The organism is Microbulbifer mixtoriginis (SeqCode), from assembly GCF_052467515.1.
This window is the reverse complement of record NZ_CP174314.1, coordinates 3,342,818-3,358,718: the sequence shown is the minus strand read 5'-3', so window position 1 is coordinate 3,358,718 and position 15,901 is coordinate 3,342,818. Positions and strand designations below refer to the sequence as shown.

Genomic DNA, 15,901 nt, shown 5'->3' with positions numbered 1-15,901 from the left:
CCCAGAACGAAACAAACTTCACAGATAGGTGATTCCAATCGCCGCACTTTGGTCGTGGCGGCAAAAATCCAGCAGCAGAGGACAGCAATGAGCAAAATCGAGAAGGTAGTACTGGCATATTCCGGCGGACTGGATACTTCAGTGATTGTGCGATGGCTGCAGGATACTTACGGCTGTGAAGTAGTGACGTTCACGGCGGATATTGGCCAGGGTGAGGAAGTTGAACCGGCGCGGGCCAAGGCCGAGGCGCTCGGTGTGAAAGAGATTTATATCGACGATCTGCGCGAGGAATATGTGCGGGACTTCGTTTTCCCGATGTTCCGTGCCAATGCGATTTACGAGGGTGAGTATCTGCTGGGCACCTCTATCGCGCGCCCGCTGATCGCCAAGCGCTTGATTGAAATTGCCAACGAAACCGGTGCCGATGCTATTTCCCATGGTGCCACCGGTAAAGGCAACGACCAGGTGCGCTTTGAGCTGGGTGCCTACGCACTGAAGCCGGGTATTCAGGTAATCGCGCCCTGGCGCGAATGGGATTTAAATTCCCGCGAAAAGCTGATGCAATACTGCGAGCAGCACAAGATTCCAGTGGATTTCTCTTCTACGAAGAAAAAATCCCCTTACTCGATGGATGCCAACCTGCTGCATATTTCCTACGAGGGCGGCATCCTCGAAGATCCCTGGGCGGAAGCCGAGGAAGATATGTGGCGCTGGAGTGTGAGCCCGGAGGCCGCGCCAGAAGAGCCGACGTACATCACCATCGGCTTTGAGAAAGGTGATCCAGTCTCAATCGACGGTGAGCGTTTGAGCCCGGCCACCCTGCTGGAAAAACTGAATAAGTTGGGTGGAGCTAACGGCATTGGCCGCCTGGATATTGTGGAAAACCGCTATGTGGGTATGAAATCCCGCGGTTGTTACGAAACTCCCGGTGGAACAATTTTGATGAAGGCGCACCGCGCTATCGAGTCCATTACGCTGGATCGCGAAGTGGCGCATATGAAAGATTCCTTGATGCCGCGCTACGCGGATCTTGTGTACAACGGTTACTGGTGGTCGCCTGAGCGCCGCATGTTGCAGGCCGCTATCGATGAATCCCAGGAAGTGGTGAATGGTGAAGTACGCCTGAAACTCTACAAGGGTAGTGTCAGTGCAGTAGGCCGCCGCTCTGTAGATAGCCTCTTCGATGAGCGTATCGCTACCTTCGAGGATGATGCTGGGGCCTACAACCAAAAAGATGCAGAGGGCTTTATCAAGCTCAATGCCCTGCGCCTGCGCATCGCCGCCGGTAAAGGAAGAAAATTGATTTAGTCGGCTTAGTTGATTTAGATCAGTCAAGGCTGGAAATGGATGCGCTTAAATCCTTTTCTGGCCAACAGTGACAGTTATGTGTATGCCTTCGACGTTATAAGCGGGTTCATACATGACTGCTGCAGACCCAGTGGTGGGCCAGGCCCGCTCAGTGGAACCGAATTTTAAAAGCAACGGAAGTAAAAACATGACGACAACGGTGGCAAAGACCGGCCCTGTGCCGGACTATGACTACAATATCGTGCGCCAGTTCACCATCATGTCCGTGGTCTGGGGCATCTTTGGTATGGGCATGGGCGTATTGATCGCGGCTCAGCTGGCCTGGCCCGAGCTGAACGATTTCTGGCAGCCCTTCTCGCACTTCGGACGATTGCGGCCACTGCACACCAATGCGGTTATCTTCGCATTCGGTGGTAGTGTTCTGTTTGCCACCTCCTACTATGTGGTGCAGCGCACCTGTCAGGTTCGCCTTTGGGGCGGCTGGCTGATTCCCTTTACTTTCTGGGGATGGCAGGTCGTTATTGTGGCAGCGGCTATTACCCTGCCGATGGGCTTCACCTCCACCAAGGAATACGCTGAGCTGGAATGGCCGATCGATATCCTGATCGCCGTAGTTTGGGTGGCTTATGCACTGGTGTTCTTCGGCACCATCATGAAGCGCAAGACTTCCCACATCTACGTTGCCAACTGGTTCTTTGGTGCTTACATCATCACCATTGCCGTACTCCACATTATTAATAATTTGGAAATTCCGGTTGCTCCGTTCAAGTCTTACTCCATCTACTCCGGTACCAAGGATGCGATGATCCAGTGGTGGTACGGCCACAACGCGGTAGGTTTCTTCCTGACTGCGGCCTTCCTCGGCATCATGTACTACTTCGTACCTAAGCAAGCTGGTCGTCCGGTTTACTCCTACCAGCTGTCTATCGTGCACTTCTGGGCACTGATCTCCCTGTACGTATGGGCCGGTGGTCACCACCTGCACTACTCAGCGCTGCCCGACTGGGCGCAGAGCCTGGCGATGGTAATGTCCCTGATCCTGTTGGCGCCTTCCTGGGGCGGTATGATCAACGGCATCATGACCCTGTCTGGCGCTTGGCATAAGCTGCGCACTGATCCTACCTTGCGCTTCCTGGTGGTATCCCTGTCCTTCTACGGTATGTCCACCTTCGAAGGCCCGATGATGTCCATCAAGACTGTGAACGCTCTGTCTCACAACACCGACTGGACTGTGGGCCACGTACACTCCGGCGCATTGGGCTGGGTTGCGATGATCTCTATCGGTGCTCTGTACCACCTGGTTCCGGTTCTGTGGAAGCGTCGCGAAATGTACAGCACCAAGCTGATCAACGCGCACTTCTGGCTGGCCACTGTGGGTACGGTTCTGTACATCGCTGCGATGTGGGTAAACGGTATTACCCAAGGTCTGATGTGGCGCGCCTTCAACGCCGACGGCACCCTGACTTACAGCTTCGTGGAAAGTGTTGTTGCGAGCCATCCGGGCTATGTGGTGCGCTGGTTGGGCGGTGCCATGTTCCTGGTCGGTATGCTGCTGATGGCTTACAACGTCTACCGCACGATTACTGAGAAAGTAAACGATGCCGAAGCCGATAACACCGTTCGTGCAGTGCCTGCGGCATAGGAGTTTAGATCGTGAAGAATCATGACATCGTAGAAAAAAATATCGGCTGGATGATCTTTTTCACCATTATCGCCATCAGCTTTGGTGCTCTGGTGGAGATTGTCCCGCAGTTCTTTACCAAGGCGAACTACACTCCGCTGCCAGGTCAGAAGCCGCTGACCGCACTGCAGTTGGAAGGCCGCGATATCTATATTCGCGAAGGCTGTCACGTGTGCCACACCCAGATGGTGCGCCCACTGCGCGCCGAGGTGGAGCGTTACGGCCACTATTCCATGGCACAGGAATCCGTGTACGAGCACCCCTTCCTGTGGGGCTCCAAGCGTACTGGTCCTGACCTGGCCCGTGTGGGCGGCCGCTATTCCGATGAATGGCAGCGTGCTCACCTGTACAACCCGCGCAGTGTAGTGCCTGAATCCATCATGCCGGCCTACCCCTGGTTGTTCGACAATGTGGTTACTGGTAATTACACCGCGCGTAAGATGGAAGCGCTGCGCCTGGTCGGTGTGCCCTACACCGATGAGGATATCGCCAATGCCGCTGAGCCTTTCAAAGGTGGCAAGGTGAAGGAAATTGATGCGCTGGTCGCTTACTTGCAACAGCTGGGTACCCTGGTTACCCAAAAACGCTAATAGCGAGGAAGGAAACTCGTGACTATCGAAACTTTGCGGGAAATCGGACTGGTTCTGGGATCACTGGCCTTTCTGGCTATTTGCTGGTGGGCTTTCTCTCCGAAGCGCAAGAAGCGCTTCGAAGAAGATGCCAATTTGCCATTTGCCGATGATGAGCAGCAAGCCGATAAGGATGATTCGTCGGCTGCTCAGAAGGACGAATCCAAATCCGGGCAAAAGCCCGGGACTGAACGAAAACAGGGGCAGGATAAGTAATGAGTACATTCTGGAGTGTGTGGGTAATTGTACTCACCCTCGCCAATCTGGCGTTGATTACCTGGGTGTTGTTCGCCAACCGAAAGGTTGCGGTGGACGACCAGGCTGAACCGGAAAACAAAACAACCGGCCACGTCTACGACGGTATTGAGGAGTACGACAATCCTCTGCCCAAGTGGTGGTTCATGCTGTTTATCGCCACACTGGTGTTCTCTGCAGGATACCTGGTGATCTACCCAGGTCTGGGTAACTTCAAAGGCCTTGGTGACTGGTCATCTGTCGGCGCGTTGGAAGCTTCCCAGGCTAAGGCCCAGGAAAAGTTCGACGAGCAGTTTGGCAAATACCTCGATATGCCTATTGAGCAGATTGCGCAGAGCCCGGAAGCCCTAAAAATGGGTTCTCGAATCTTCGCTAACAACTGTGCGGTGTGTCACGGTGCCGATGCCGGCGGTAACTTTGGCTTCCCCAACCTGACCGATAACGCCTGGTTGTACGGTGGCACCCCGGAGAAAATCCTTGAGACCCTATACAATGGGCGTCAGGGTATGATGCCTCCACAAGGTCCGATTATTGGTGAAGAGGGTGTGCGTAATGCCACCGAGTATGTGCTCTCCCTCAATGGCCTGAATCACGACAAGGCGATGGCTGCTGAAGGCCAGAAGGTGTTTAACACTGTGTGTATGGCCTGTCACGGAATGGACGCCAAGGGTAATCAAGCCCTGGGTGCTCCCAACCTGACCGACGATCTGTGGCTCTACGGCAGCAGCCGGGAGCAGATCCAGCACACCATTCGCAGTGGGCGCTCCAATATGATGCCCGCGCAGAGAGATAAACTGCGTGAAGACAAAATCCGCTTGGTAGCGGCTTATGTCTACAGCCTGTCCCAGCAGGACGAAGAACAGCAGTAATTTACTATTGAGGCCCGGCATTTGCTGGGCCTTGTTTTTTCAAGGGACTCCGGGCGCTGCAGGGACGGAGAAAAAAGCCTCAAAATAAGTGGCTACCTGGCCCGCGTACAAGATGTGTCCGTGCGAGAGTGAGGTTTGTGTGAGTGATTTAATTCCAACCCGTGAGGAACAGGAAGGTGATGGCGAGGTTCGCTATCGCATGCTGTATGAGTCGGACGATAAAATTTACATCCGACATATCAAGGGTGTTTTCACCCGTATCCGCAAATATACCGGCCTGCCATTGTTGCTGGCTTTCTTCTTTCTTCCCTGGATCAATATCGACGGGCGCCAGTCAGTCTTTTTTGATCTCCCCACCCGACAATTCCATATTTTCTGGACAACCTTTGGCCCCCAAGACGGCTTCCTACTGGCTTGGCTACTGATTATTGCCGCCTTCGCCCTATTTGCTGTTACCACCTGGATGGGGCGGGTCTGGTGTGGCTTCACCTGCCCTCAGACCGTATGGACCATGATGTTTATGTGGGCAGAGCGTATTTGCGAGGGTGATCGCAACAAGCGCATGAAGCTGGATAAGGCCCCGTGGAACGTGGAAAAGGTTCTGCGCAAGGGCGGCACGCACGCTTTATGGCTGTTGATTTCCCTGGCTACAGCCCTGGCTTTCGTTGGCTACTTCTATGGCATTCGTGAGTTGGTTGTAGACCTCGCCACCTTCCAAGCTCATCCGCAAGGTGTCTTCTGGGTAGCTTTCTTTACCTTTGCCACTTACATGAACGCGGGCTTCTTGCGGGAACAGGTATGTAAATACATGTGCCCCTACGCACGCTTCCAGTCGGTGATGTACGACGAGGATACCCTTGCGGTTTACTACGATGCCAAGCGTGGTGAGACTCGCGGGCCGCGCAAAAAGAACGTGGACTACAAAGCCGAAGGTATGGGTGACTGTATCGATTGCTATTGGTGTGTGCAGGTTTGCCCGGTGGATATCGACATTCGCGATGGCTTGCAGTTTGAGTGTATCAACTGCGGTCTCTGTGTCGATGCTTGTAACAGCGTCATGGATAAGATGGGCTATGAGCAGGGCTTAATTCGCTTCACCTCTGAAGACGAGCTACAGACTGGCAAGACGAACTTTTTACGTCCGCGACTGTTTGGCTACGCAGTCGTTTTGCTGGCCATGATAGGATTGTTTTCGCATCAGGTGGCAACTCGCAGTCCTATCGAGGCAGAAGTCACCCGTGACCGCGGTGCCCGTATGTATCGGGTTTCACAAGGTTTGGTGCAGAATGTGTATACCGTGAAGATCAGCAATATGGATCAGGCAGCTCATGAGTTCACGATCCGTGTTGAGGGCAATCCGAATTATGATTATTCGGTGCGCAAACCGCGCAATATTTACCTGAAGGCCGGGGAGATCTACCCGGTACCGATTCGGGTGAGTGTGCCCGAGACCCAGCTAAAGGACACCAAGCACGATATTGATATCGTGGTGCAGGCTGTCGATGACCCGGAGCTGGTCAATAAGCATCGAGCGGTATTTATTGGTCCCAAGCAGTAGACGGGAAGCCGTTCCCGTTGCAAAGTACGGGCCCGCTCAGGCGGGCTCTGCTTTTCTGCATAAAACGGTAATTTTGGTAACGCGATGAATGAACCAACGTCGAAACCCTGGTATCGGGAATTCTGGGCCTGGATGGTCTTGGCACCGTTGATTACGGTGGTTGTAGTCTCCTCTATTACGGTCTCCATTGCCGTGCGCTTTGCTGATGATCAGGTCAGCGATACCTACTACAAAGACAGCCGCATGTACCATTTTTCCGCGGAGCAAGACCAGCGTGCCAAGGCTCTGGGGCTGGCGGCCTTGGTGCAGTTCCAGCGCACTGAAGGTGGCGTTACTGTCGAATTGAATGGCAATACCGACTACCCTGAAAAACTTCTGCTGACTTTGAGCCACCCGATGGAAGAGGATCTGGACCAGCATATCGAGTTGTCACAGCTCTCTGTGGGGCGCTATTCCGGTGAAGTACCGGGCGCCTTAAAAAGCCGCTGGTACCTGCGTCTGATGCCTGAACTTGACCCAAGTGCACACCAGCAAGCCGAGTGGCGTTTGAAAGGCGAGATTAACTTCGACCTGGGCAACGCGGCGCCCATGAATCCCGGCAGTCAATGAAGTCACCCTGTTATCACTGTGGGCTACCGGTTCCCGCTGGCAGTAATCACTCTGTTGTGATTGAAGGTGTCCCGCGCAGCATGTGCTGCCCCGGATGTGAGGCCGTGGCGAGTGCAATTGTCTCCGGGGGATTGGACGGCTTTTACCGTTATCGGGAAAAACAAAGTGATCGCCCGGAGCAGAACCAGCCACAGGATCGCTGGAGTGCTTATGATCTTCCCGAAGTGCAGCAGCAGTTTGTGCACGACTGGGATGGCGGGCGCCAAATGGCGGCGCTGCTGATCGGTGGTATTACTTGTGCCGCCTGTGTCTGGTTGATAGAAAAACATCTGGGGCAATTGGCCGGTATCGAGAAAGTCTCGGTCAACGCCAGTACCCAGCGCGCGCAAATTGTTTTCGATCCAGAGCAGATTCAACCCAGCGCCCTGTTTGAGGCCCTGGAGCAGATCGGCTACCGCCCTGCGCCGGCGACTGCTGCCAATCGCGAAAGTGTGATCCAGAGTGAGCATCGCGCTGCCCTGCGCCGCCTCGGGGTCGCTGGTCTCGGTACCATGCAGGTGATGATGTTCGCCATCGCCCTCTATTTTGGTGCCGGCAGCGGTGATGTGGGTGAGTTCGAACGTTACTTCCGCTGGGTCTCTCTGCTGGTAGCCACTCCTGTAGTGTTCTATGCCGCGCGGCCTTTCTTTAGCGCGGCCCTGCGCAGTCTGCGCACGCGCCACTTGAGTATGGATGTGCCGGTTTCCCTCGCTATTGGCCTGGCCTATGGGGCCAGTTTCTATGCCACCGTATTCGGTACCGGCGAGGTATATTTTGAATCCATCTCCATGTTTACCTTCTTTTTGCTGTTGGGGCGCACTGTTGAGATGCGCGCGCGCCACCGAGCGGGACTAGCCAGCGGTGGGCTCGCGCAGCTGTTGCCCATGACCGCGGCAAGATATGACGGCACTGAGATTACCCACGTCCCCGTAGCAGCCCTGGCGGCTGGCGACCGGATTTTACTGCGCCCCGGCGATACGATTCCCGCTGATGGTGAGGTACTCGAAGGTGAGAGTGGCGTAGATGAATCGCTACTCAGTGGTGAATCCGCGCTACAGCAAAAGACCGTGGGCAGCCCTGTGTATGCAGGCAGCGTCAACGGCGATTCCAGTCTTACCGTGCGTGTCACCGCCGCCGGAAAATCCACGCGCTTGTCGGCGATTGAGCGTCTTGTGGAGCGCGCCCAGCTGGAGAAACCAGCTCAGGTAGCCCTGGCGGATCGGGTTGCCGGCATTTTTGTCGGAGTCGTACTGGTTGCAGCCCTGAGTGCTTTCGCGGTCTGGTGGCAACTGGACCCGAGTAGGGCATTTTGGGTGGCCTTATCCGTGTTGGTGGTGACCTGTCCCTGTGCTTTGTCTTTGGCGACACCTGCGGCATTGGCCTCAGCAACTCTGCGTCTGCAGGAGCTGGGCTTGTTGGTTGCTGGCGGCAGTCTTTTAGAGACCTTGCCCCGCATCAGTCGTGTGGTGTTCGATAAAACCGGTACCTTGACCCGTGGTGAGCCGCGCATCCTGCATATTGATTTACTGCGTGATGGCTGGACCGAACAGAAAGTCAAAGATGTGGCTGCAGCACTCGAGTCCCAAACTCACCATCCACTGGCGCGGGCATTTCGTGCCTGGCGTGGCAACCTGACTGCAAGCCAGCTCAAGGTACATACAGGCTGCGGCCTGGAGGGGCAGATAGAGGGCAACCGCTACCGCCTGGGCCGTGCCGATTTTGCCATCACGCAATCTATTGCGGCTCCACAGGGAGAGGGGCAGTGGCTGTTGCTGGCCGATGATATTGGCGCTATCGCCTGGATCGCGCTTGGCGATAAATTGCGGGACTCCGCCGCACAGGCGGTTGAGCAGCTGGGCCAAATGGGCCTGTCAGTTGAATTGTTGAGCGGCGACCAATCCGCTGAAGTAAAACGGTTGGCTGCCCAGGCGGGCATTGAAGGTTTCCGCGCTGGTGCATCGCCCGAAGACAAGCTCTCCCATATGAAGCAGCGGCAGGATGCGGGGGAGAAAGTCCTGATGGTGGGTGATGGTCTCAATGATGTGCCGGTATTGTCAGGTGCTGACGCGTCGGTGGCGATGATGTCTGCCGCTGACCTGGCCCAATCCCGCGCGGATGCGATTCTGCTCAACGGTGATCTGCGAGTGTTGGCGCAGTCTATCGCTCTGGCGCGTAAGTGTCGCCGGGTGGTACGTCAAAACCTGGCCTGGGCCCTGGGGTATAACGTCATAGCACTGCCCCTGGCGGTGTGCGGCCTGGTGCCTCCATGGGCTGCCGCTATTGGTATGTCTCTGAGCTCTCTGGTTGTGGTTATCAATGCACTGCGCTTGTCTCGAGCCGCACCTTCTACAGAGGACACCAGCCGTGTAGAGCCCAATATTCGCCCCAGATTGGCGGATTAATACAGAGGAGTGAAGCGTGGACAGTCTCTATTTCCTGATTCCTATTGCGGTGGTATTTGTTGCTCTCGCCATAAGGGTCTTCTTCTGGGCCGTAAATAATGGCCAATATGACGATCTGGAGACGGAGGGACGACGAATCTTGTTTGAAGATGATCTGCAGGCATCATCCACAAAGACTGAGGAAAAGGAGTAGTAGTTCGTGGGGGATTGGGGTTTTTTGGCGGCTGCGCTCGCCATTGGTTTTCTCGGCAGTAGTCACTGTATTGGTATGTGTGGAGGGATTTCTGGCGCGCTGGGCATGGCGGTGCCAGGTAGGCAGACTGCCTGGGTGCAACTGGGTTCCTACCAGTTGGGGCGCGTTGCCAGTTACACATTGATGGGTGGCCTGGCCGGTGCCCTGGGGGCTGCTGTCATTCCGGCACTGACACCCTTGCGGTTTGCTGCAGGAATAATGTTGATTGTGATGGCGCTCTATGTAGCGGGCATCTGGCGCGGCCTGGTGTGGTTGGAGAAGGGCGGTAGCTATCTCTGGCGCTATGTTCAGCCGCTTTCCGCTAAGTTGTTGCCGGTGCGTTCCGCGGGACAGGCTATTGCACTGGGTTCTCTGTGGGGTTGGTTGCCCTGCGGTTTAGTCTACAGCGCCCTGACTTTTGCTTTGGCCCAGGGCAGTGCGGAACGCTCGGCGTTGGCGATGCTTGCTTTCGGCCTAGGCACCTTGCCAGCCATGTTGGCCACTGGCGCCGCCGCCGCACAGGTGCGTAATTTCGTGCAGAAGCCAGGGGTGCGTCTGGGGTTTGCCGCTGCGATTATGCTGTTTGGCTTTTGGACATTGTGGGGCGCTCTCGGCCATGGGGGGCACGGAGATCACAGCAATCACGGTGCTATGAATGCCGTGGAATCTGTTGAGGAGAAGCCACAGGAAGAAAGCCACCACCATCATCACTGATTGTTGTTGGCGGGCTTGTGGGGCACGGCAGTAGCAGCACTGTGCCCCATCAAATCTAAAATTCGATACGCAGCGATAGGTCGACAGCACGCAGGTGCTTGGTCAAACTGCCAGAGGATATGTAGTCGACTTCCAGTTCCGCCAGCTGTGCGATTCGCTCCCGATCTACACTGCCAGAAATTTCAATTCTCGCGCGCCCCTTGGCCATATCCAGAGCACTGCGGGTGTCCGCATCGTTGAATTCATCGAGCATTATTACATCTGCACCGCTATCTAGCGCTTGCTGGAGTTCTTCGAGAGTTTCCACCTCAACTTCTACCAGTGCCCCCGGTTTAATCGTTCTCGCCTGGGCTACGGCCTTGTCGATACCACCGGCAGCGGCGATATGATTTTCCTTGATAAGAAAAGCGTCGTAGAGGCCGATGCGGTGATTGTGGCAGCCGCCGCACAGTACGGCATATTTTTGCGCGCTGCGCAGGCCTGGAATGGTTTTGCGGGTGTCGAGGATTTTCACCTCGGTACCGGTGGCGCGTTCGGCGAACTCTGCGGCAGTGGTTGCTGTGCCGGACAGGGTTTGCAGAAAGTTAAGTGCGGTGCGCTCGCCGGTGAGGATTGTGCGGGCATTGCCCTCGAGTTCAAAAATCACGCTATTGGCGGAAACCCTATCGCCATCGGTAAAATGCCAGGTTAATTGCAGGTCGGGATCTAGTTGTCGAAAGATCTCCTCAACCCAGGCGCGCCCGCTCAGGGTGCAGTCCTCGCGGGTGATCACGCGGGCGCGGGCACTGCGATCAGCGGGGATCAGCTGGGCGGTGATATCGCCATCGCCAATATCCTCCTCCAGTGCCGTTCGCACAGCCCTTTGCAGGTCGGTCATGATGTTTGGGATGGTGGAGTCTTTAGGGTGCATTGGCAAACCTCGAAATAAACGCGCGGGCAGTTTACCAAAACCCATGGGATTTGGATTGCCTGGGGGGCCATGCCACTCCTTTGCATGTATTTTTCCCGATAGCAGCTGCCCCAACATTTCGCTGTGACAAGTGTCTCAAATGTGTCGCGAAACTGTGTCAATAGGGCAGTTATCATGGGTAAAATCCAAGGCGGATGGGTATCGGCGTAGGCGCACGTTATCCCTGTCTTCACTATTCAATTTACCTGCATTAAAAAGCTTGAAATCTGAGCAAAATCAAGAGGTTATTGGTTTTTTTCAAGCAAGATGTCGATTAATTTCAATTAGTGGTGGCGGTGTGCATCCCAACCTGTTTCCACTGATTGATAGAAGTGGTGTGGGTAAAAAGTAAGGCTTGGTTATTTACCGCGACTTGTGCGGCCAACAAGATTTAAGCCAGCAAATACGTAATAGCCGGATGGTATTTGAAGGACCTCTTGGAAATGAGTGAATCCAGCAAGGTAGTTTCCCTTTCAGAGAAAAGCGCAGAGCGATCTACGGCGCTTGCAGGTAAAGCCATGGTGCTTCCATCGGCCGTTGCAATGTTGAAGGAGAAGGCTTGCGCCGAGTTATTCGAGCGGGTCAAGTCACTGTTTGGCAAAGTGGATGACTCACTTTTTGCCATGGCCGAGCGTGCCCATGGTCAGGAAGAGCAAGATGGATTGTTCCAAGCCTTGCGCCTGTTGCGGGTTGAGCGCCGCAATATTGCAGAAAACTTCATCGGCAATGTCCAACAGGCTTTTCAGATTCGCCAGGAGGCTCAGGACACACCCAGTTTTGCTCCAGATAATCTGTCACTGGTTCACAACGATGATCTAGAGCAGTTGGTGGCTGCAGATACCATGGTGGCTTCTGCAAAACGCGATTTTGCAGAACCTTTAACGGAATTGTGTCTGCGCCTGGACACCCTTTATTCGGTTAAGATTTACGACAAGAACAACCCCTTGGGGCCCGATGTTATTTGCGACGCCTTTGTGGAGGCAATCCAGCCCCTCGATCTACATATTCGCGCCCGCCTCACCCTGCTGAAAAAGTTTGAGCAGCTTGTTATGCAACAGCTGCGGGGGTTTTATGATTTTTGTAACCAGTTGTTGGTGGAGCAGGGGGTATTGCCCTCTCTGAGGGAGCAACAGCGTGCGGCGCGCCAACGGCCTGCACATTCTACGCCGGTGTCAGGTGGTGCCCAGACTACAGTGAGTACTGGCCATGCTGCGGCTGAGGGGCAGGGGCCGGTTGCTTCAGGCGTTCCAGTTAGCGGCCACGTTGCTCCGGGCCTAGTACCTGCTACAGCTGGTATGACCCCCATGCCGGCGGGAGATCTGCTCAGCCACCTGGGCGCCTTACAGAGCGGAGCTCATTACCAGGGCGGTGGTACGGCCCAATTGCTCAATGTGGGTGAGCTATTACAGCAGCGTTTGGTAGAGGCAAACCAAGCGGCATCGCTGGCGAAAGTGGACAGTGATGTTATCAAGCTGGTGGAGATGCTGTTCTCCTTTATCCTGGAAGATCGCAGCCTGGCAACGCCCATTAAATCCTTGTTGGGTCGTTTACAGCTGCCTTTGCTAAAGGTGGCTATCGCCGATAAATCATTCTTTAGTAAAGGGGGGCACCCCGCACGTAAGCTGCTCAACGAACTCGCCGATGCAGCCACGGGTTGGCAGGCTCCGGAAAACTATGAGTCCGACCCTCTTTACCGGGAAATCTCCCAGATTGTTGAGCGCGCCCTGAATGAGTTTGATCAGGATATTCATATCTTTTCAGCCTTGTTGGAGTCCCTGCGTGAATTTATAGCCCGTGAGCGCAAACGCGCCGAGATGCTAGAACGCCGGGTGGTGGATGAGGCCGATGGCCGTGCAAAAACCCAGGCCGCACGAGCGCGCGTTGCCGCTGTTATGGATGCGTTGGTGGCGGAGCGCGATCTGCCGCCGGTTGTGCAGGACTGGCTCAACAAGGTTTGGAATAACGTTTTATTCCTCACCTGCGTTAAAGAGGGTACTGACAGTGAGGCCTGGAGTCGCGATGTACGCACCGCTCGGGACCTGGTCTGGAGTGTGCAGGCGCCGATGCCGGAAGCACGCAAGCAGCTTTTGAGCCTTCTGCCAACTTTGCAGGAGCGCCTGAGGGAAGGTATTGAGGCGCTTTCCTACAATGCCTTTGAGGCCCGTAGTCTGTTTGCTGGCCTTAAGGAAATTTATCGCGAGCGCTTCGCCTTGGCACAACGCTTAACAGAGGAGCGTGAGCGCTTAGTCAAAGAGCAGGTAGCCAGGGAAGTCCAAGCGGCTACTGCCGTAGAAGTGGTGGCGGAAACACCGGCTGAAACAGCCAAGATTGAAGCAGTTGCAGAATCGCCAGAAGCCGAAGTGGCCTTGGCTGAGGATCGGGTAGCGGTTGATAGTGCCGAAGCCAAGGAGGAAGTTGCTCTGCCGCCTATGGAGGAGATAGAGCAGGCGGTGGCCCAAGCTGAAGTCGCCCCGATTACCGAAGAGCAGCAGGGACTGGCACAACTCGATGAAGACGATCCCCACTGGCAGATGACCTTCCGCCTGGCTCAGGGTAGCTGGTTCGAGCTGAAGCGATCCGAAGAGGAACAGTTCCGCTGTCGTTTGGCGGCGGTGATCCGGGATATCGACCAGTTTATTTTTGTAAATCGCAATGGTGCCAAAGTAGCGGAATTTGCCCGCCTGGAACTGGCCCATGCCCTACGCTCAGCACAGTTGTTACCCCTAGATGACGGCATGTTGTTCGAGCGCGCCCTGCAGTCAGTAATCGGTAATGTACGTAAAAAACGCAGTGAACAGCGTTAGGGAATAAAAAGGCAATTTCATATACCCGGCAGTCTAGATCGGGTTTCCACTTCTGTCGTCAGACAGTTCCAAACGGATTGGCATATCGATCAACGCTTCCATAAAATGGTTACTGCTGAAATCCCGGGCTACTCGGGTTGGTAGTTTTTTTGGAGCGGAGATCGCAGATTGAAATATCAAGTGGATTCCGGCTGGTTATCAGGGGCGCGTCGTGTTCCCAGCCCACACTGCAACAGCCGGCCGGATAACTGCCCTGTAGACCTACTGGTGATTCACAGCATAAGCCTGCCCCCAGGTCAGTACGGTGGCCCTTATATTGATACGTTTTTCCTTGGGCAGTTGGACATTGATGCCCACCCTTACTTCACGGAAATTGCCGCTTTACAGGTTTCTGCCCACTTGCTTATCGATCGCGACGGCATCGTCACTCAATATGTGCCTTTGGACCGGCGAGCCTGGCACGCGGGCAAGTCGGAGTTTAGGGGGCGCAGCAACTGCAATGATTTTTCCATTGGTATTGAGCTGGAGGGCCTGGATACAGATATTTATACCGATGCTCAGTATCTGGCGCTGGCAGAAGTTACCCGAGCGATTATGCAGGCTTATCCAGGGATAGGGGTCGATAAAATTACCGGGCATTCTGATATAGCTCCTGGGCGCAAATTAGATCCGGGCCCAGGCTTTGACTGGCAGCGCTATCTGGGGGACGTAAAAAAAGTCGCCGAGTAATTGTGAACGGTATTATTGGCGCATATTTATTAATTAGAGTCTTACAATCGAATCTCGGCACTTTTGTGCCGGTAACTGAATTTCTTTACGCACTATCACGGCAACGTTATGACCTTGCTGATTATTTTATTGACCTTGGGTTTGGTACAAATTTGGGGATCGGGCGCGCCTTTACATCGCGATCACTGGTTCGATCGCTGGAGTACCCACATCGAGGGGCTTTCCCCGCTACAGGGAAAAGAAGGCTTGCTACTCGGATTTAGCGTCCTGCCGCCGGTTCTGATGGCGGCGCTGGCAATGGCTTTTGCCCAATCTTCCGCTGGGGCTTTGGGGGGGCTTTTGCTAGGGGTCCCTCTACTGCTCTATTGCCTGGGGCGTGGAAATTTTAATGAGACTTTGAGTGCTTATCTGCGCAACTGGTATCGGGGTGATTTTAACGGGGCCGCCGAAGCAGCACGCCCCCTGTTGCGGGAAATTCACGAGAGTGCCGCCGAGGGCGGACGTTTGCATGAGCAGGTATTTCGCGGAGCGGCCTATTCCGCCTTCGAGCGACTTTTTGCCGTTTTGTTTTGGTTTATCCTGCTGGGTATTCCGGGGGCGCTGCTGTTTCGCCTGAGCGCTCTTTACGCGGAGCGTGCTCGGGGAACCGAACAGGAGGCTGTGGCCGCGCGCTGGCTGTGGTTGCTGGAGTGGGTGCCAGTAAGGTTGATGGGGCTAAGTTTCGCCATTGTCGGTAACTTTGCCGGCTGTTACAGGGCCTGGAGGCAGTGTCTGATGTGCCGGGAACGGGATACTGATCAGGTTCTCGAATCCTATTTGGAGGGGGCCCTGGGAGGGATTGATGCCAGTGAGTGTAGCGCCTCTGCAGATCTCTCCCATATCCAGCGCCAGAGTGGTGCGGAGATCGAGGGCTTGCAGGCGTTACTATCCAGGTCCCTACTGCTGTGGATTACCGCACTGGCACTTACTGTCTTGTTTTTCTAAATGTGAACACTCGCACCCATTGGAATCAAAGTTCCACAAAAAATTATAAAGTGGGATTAATTTGCTAACAGTTACTTGACTTAACACCAGTATCCAAGAAGATTGCGCCCGCTACAAAATCCAGGTTCTTTGCCTGGCT

Annotated in this window: 14 protein-coding genes; 13 read left to right on the top strand and 1 reads right to left on the bottom strand. The window is 54.8% G+C overall.

All coding sequences use genetic code 11. The features are described 5' to 3' along the window. The first annotated feature begins 87 nt into the window (after positions 1 to 87). From ACJJIT_RS14540 to ACJJIT_RS14495, 10 genes are all read left to right on the top strand, one after another. Positions 88 to 1,308, top strand: coding sequence for an argininosuccinate synthase (locus ACJJIT_RS14540; RefSeq protein ID WP_252084944.1), 1,221 nt, complete (start codon positions 88 to 90; stop codon positions 1,306 to 1,308). A gap of 187 nt (positions 1,309 to 1,495) precedes the next feature. Next, the gene (gene ccoN, locus ACJJIT_RS14535) at positions 1,496 to 2,950 is read left to right on the top strand and encodes a cytochrome-c oxidase, cbb3-type subunit I (RefSeq protein ID WP_444885924.1); all 1,455 of its coding nucleotides are present in this window, start codon (positions 1,496 to 1,498) and stop codon (positions 2,948 to 2,950) included. 11 nt (positions 2,951 to 2,961) lie between these two features. Continuing rightward, a complete protein-coding gene (gene ccoO, locus ACJJIT_RS14530) occupies positions 2,962 to 3,579 on the top strand; it encodes a cytochrome-c oxidase, cbb3-type subunit II (RefSeq protein WP_152452172.1) in 618 nt (205 codons plus the stop codon). 18 nt (positions 3,580 to 3,597) lie between these two features. After that, entirely contained in the window at positions 3,598 to 3,834 is a 237-nt protein-coding gene (locus ACJJIT_RS14525; RefSeq protein WP_252084946.1) for a cbb3-type cytochrome oxidase subunit 3, read from the top strand. Next, positions 3,834 to 4,742, top strand: a complete 909-nt coding sequence (ccoP, locus tag ACJJIT_RS14520) for a cytochrome-c oxidase, cbb3-type subunit III (protein ID WP_444885779.1) — start codon at positions 3,834 to 3,836, stop codon at positions 4,740 to 4,742. The genes ACJJIT_RS14525 and ccoP overlap by 1 nt, the downstream gene beginning before the upstream one ends. A gap of 139 nt (positions 4,743 to 4,881) precedes the next feature. Beyond that, on the top strand, positions 4,882 to 6,300 hold the full coding sequence (gene ccoG / locus ACJJIT_RS14515) for a cytochrome c oxidase accessory protein CcoG (protein ID WP_444891026.1): 1,419 nt from the start codon (positions 4,882 to 4,884) through the stop codon (positions 6,298 to 6,300). A gap of 84 nt (positions 6,301 to 6,384) precedes the next feature. Beyond that, positions 6,385 to 6,909, top strand: a complete 525-nt coding sequence (locus ACJJIT_RS14510) for a FixH family protein (protein WP_252084949.1) — start codon at positions 6,385 to 6,387, stop codon at positions 6,907 to 6,909. Then, positions 6,906 to 9,350 carry a heavy metal translocating P-type ATPase gene (locus ACJJIT_RS14505; RefSeq protein ID WP_444898851.1) on the top strand — a complete coding sequence of 815 codons (2,445 nt, stop codon included), beginning with the start codon at positions 6,906 to 6,908 and terminating at the stop codon, positions 9,348 to 9,350. The genes ACJJIT_RS14510 and ACJJIT_RS14505 overlap by 4 nt, the downstream gene beginning before the upstream one ends. Before the next feature lie 16 nt (positions 9,351 to 9,366). Then, the gene (gene ccoS, locus ACJJIT_RS14500; RefSeq protein WP_444898850.1) at positions 9,367 to 9,543 is read left to right on the top strand and encodes a cbb3-type cytochrome oxidase assembly protein CcoS; all 177 of its coding nucleotides are present in this window, start codon (positions 9,367 to 9,369) and stop codon (positions 9,541 to 9,543) included. A gap of 6 nt (positions 9,544 to 9,549) precedes the next feature. Then, complete coding sequence (locus ACJJIT_RS14495; protein ID WP_444898849.1) at positions 9,550 to 10,296, top strand: sulfite exporter TauE/SafE family protein; 747 nt, start codon at positions 9,550 to 9,552, stop codon at positions 10,294 to 10,296. 55 nt (positions 10,297 to 10,351) lie between these two features. Here the strand turns inward: ACJJIT_RS14495 and nadC are convergent, their stop codons facing one another. Then, positions 10,352 to 11,173, bottom strand: a complete 822-nt coding sequence (gene nadC / locus ACJJIT_RS14490; RefSeq protein WP_444900921.1) for a carboxylating nicotinate-nucleotide diphosphorylase — start codon at positions 11,171 to 11,173, stop codon at positions 10,352 to 10,354. A 515-nt stretch (positions 11,174 to 11,688) separates the two neighbouring features. On the opposite strand from nadC, the gene ACJJIT_RS14485 reads away from it, so the two are divergent. From ACJJIT_RS14485 to ampE, 3 genes are all read left to right on the top strand, one after another. Continuing rightward, positions 11,689 to 14,049 carry a DUF1631 domain-containing protein gene (locus ACJJIT_RS14485; RefSeq protein WP_444898848.1) on the top strand — a complete coding sequence of 787 codons (2,361 nt, stop codon included), beginning with the start codon at positions 11,689 to 11,691 and terminating at the stop codon, positions 14,047 to 14,049. A 168-nt stretch (positions 14,050 to 14,217) separates the two neighbouring features. Further along, positions 14,218 to 14,778 (top strand): 1,6-anhydro-N-acetylmuramyl-L-alanine amidase AmpD, encoded by a 561-nt coding sequence (ampD, locus tag ACJJIT_RS14480; protein WP_444885774.1) that lies wholly within the window; start codon positions 14,218 to 14,220, stop codon positions 14,776 to 14,778. Between the two features lie 108 nt (positions 14,779 to 14,886). Continuing rightward, positions 14,887 to 15,762: a regulatory signaling modulator protein AmpE gene (ampE, locus tag ACJJIT_RS14475; protein WP_444898847.1), complete on the top strand. Its 876-nt coding sequence runs from the start codon at positions 14,887 to 14,889 to the stop codon at positions 15,760 to 15,762. Positions 15,763 to 15,901: the final 139 nt, after the last annotated feature.